Raw genomic sequence first — 1,872 nt, 5'->3', positions numbered from 1 at the left:
TATATACGGAGGTCGGCTATGAAAACAGCAAAACTATTTCAAAATGGACAAAGCCAGGCAGTCAGATTACCAAAAGAGTTTCGCTTTGATGACAGCGAGGTCTTTATCAAAAAGACCGGCAATGTGGTGCATCTGATTCCTCGTAGTGAGTCCTGGAGTTCACTGTTCAGCAGCCTTAAAAAGTTTTCCCATGATTTTATGCCAGAGCGCGAGCAGCCGACACTGGATAAACGTGAGACATTCTGATGAAGCTGCTGCTGGATACCAATATTTGCATCTACATCATCAAGCAACAACCGGCCAGCGTACTGAAACAGTTTCTGGAATACCAGATTGGTGATATCGGTATTTCATCCATTACACTTTCAGAACTGCGCTACGGTGTTGCCAAGAGCCAGCATCAGGACAAGAACAGCAAGGCGCTGGGTCAATTTATTACCCCGCTGGAGGTTGTACCTTTTGATGATGCTGCGGCCCTTGCTTACGGGGCTATTAGGGCAACCCTTGAAAAGGCCGGAACGCCGATCGGAGCCATGGATATGCTGATTGCCGCCCATGCTGTTGCCTTGGGTGTCCCGCTGGTTACCAACAACACCCGTGAATTTGAACGGGTGGCGGGGCTTGATGTAGTTGATTGGACAGTCTGATCTGAAAGAGCTAATTTTTCGCCAAGGAGTAAAGGCCGCTAAGAAAAATATGTTCAGTTGTTTGAGTCACTGTTAGGGCAGCAGCTATAACGTTCTTTAGCATCCCTTGCCTGACTGATTATACTTCCGGCCCGCAATGTCAGTACGCTGTCCATTGGGATTCCTGCGCTCTCCATCAGGTTACCAGTCCAACTGTTACAAGTATTGGTAATAAAATAATAGCCTTCGGCTTTAAAAAAACGGCTTTCCCCATAAAGTCCAAGCTTTAATGAATAAGGGTGCTGATCCTTGTTAAGCTTGAAGCTTGCCCTAAGTGATTTTTTAAGGTGTTTTAAGCCAGTTTCTGAAAGGTAAAGTTCCACCACTTCGCTTTGGTTAAAGTATTTTTCCGGTGAGTCGGGGACAGCCACCACATGCATTACAGTGGGGTTTCTCCAAAATAGTGCCTTTAAAACCAGGCTGGTGGTGATCTTTTCAGCCTGATAAAAATCAGCCTCCCCCCAACCGAACTCGTAATAAGGGTTTTCCGTAAGATACTCGTGTATAAAGTCGAGCTCGTCTCCCATATCCTGCTGAGCCAGAACAACGCCGGTGTGCCAGCCATGACTTACAACGTGAATGGTTCTTTCTTCGTGTTTTGAGGCTGGTAGATGTTTCCAGTCTTTAAAACTCGCACATCCCCCAAAACTGATTGAAAGTAAGAGCAGCAACACCAATATCATTTTCATGCAATCGCCTCCGCCTTATAGCAATGTAGACAGCGGTACAGCATGGAACAGCCTGTCATTAACCTTGAACGGAAGTATCTTGTCTCCAGAATACAGCAGTATGCCATGTAGAAAACGGTCTTTTGCATACTCTGCCAAATTTGCCAGCCCGTTAAAATCTGCTTGTTTGACCGTCATGGATGCCTTGACCTCAACGCCGACAACACCTCCATCGCACCGCTCAATAACAAGATCAAGCTCATGCTTGGCTGTGTCACGAAAGTGATAAAATTTCACTTCTTCGTCGGCCCAGGTCGCATGTTTCAGCAGTTCACAAAAGACCAGATTTTCAACCAGGCCACCAAAGAAGTGTGAGGTGTGCAAGGTTTCCGGCTTTTTAAGCCCCAGCAGGTGACACGCCAAGCCGGTATCAATAAAGTGGAGCTTTGGCATGCCGACGACTTCGCGTTTTGCGCTGTTAAGCACGTACGGATGCAGCCGTCGGATGATAAACATCA

General features: G+C 46.7%; 4 protein-coding genes. 2 read left to right on the top strand and 2 right to left on the bottom strand.

The features are described from left to right. Nucleotides 1–246 (top strand): type II toxin-antitoxin system antitoxin VapB (gene vapB / locus OEL57_RS16515; protein WP_300742017.1); only part of this gene is annotated, 246 nt, incomplete at its 5' end. After that, nucleotides 246–647 carry a type II toxin-antitoxin system tRNA(fMet)-specific endonuclease VapC gene (gene vapC, locus OEL57_RS16510; protein WP_300742015.1) on the top strand — a complete coding sequence of 134 codons (402 nt, stop codon included), beginning with the start codon at nt 246–248 and terminating at the stop codon, nt 645–647. The genes vapB and vapC, both read left to right, overlap by 1 nt. A 53-nt stretch (nt 648–700) precedes the next feature. Here vapC and OEL57_RS16505 read toward each other — a convergent pair whose 3' ends face one another. Both OEL57_RS16505 and OEL57_RS16500 read right to left on the bottom strand, forming a co-directional pair. Further along, nucleotides 701–1,375: a DUF2459 domain-containing protein gene (locus OEL57_RS16505; RefSeq protein WP_300742013.1), complete on the bottom strand. Its 675-nt coding sequence runs from the start codon at nt 1,373–1,375 to the stop codon at nt 701–703. Nucleotides 1,376–1,390: 15 nt separating this feature from the next. Continuing rightward, a partial coding sequence (locus OEL57_RS16500; RefSeq protein ID WP_300742012.1) for a DUF4143 domain-containing protein occupies nt 1,391–1,872 on the bottom strand: 482 nt, incomplete at its 5' end.

Source organism: Trichlorobacter sp. (genome assembly GCF_030247655.1).
Classification (GTDB): domain Bacteria; phylum Desulfobacterota; class Desulfuromonadia; order Geobacterales; family Pseudopelobacteraceae; genus Trichlorobacter.
The sequence above is the reverse complement of the archived record's forward strand: the minus strand, read 5'-3'. Positions and strand labels throughout refer to the sequence as shown.

What these genes read in the sequence shown, in the direction of transcription:
- vapC (WP_300742015.1), top strand. Translation starts at nt 246, where the DNA reads ATGAAGCTGCTGCTGGATACCAATATTTGCATCTACATCATCAAGCAA.
- OEL57_RS16505 (WP_300742013.1), bottom strand. Translation starts at nt 1,375, where the DNA reads ATGAAAATGATATTGGTGTTGCTGCTCTTACTTTCAATCAGTTTTGGG.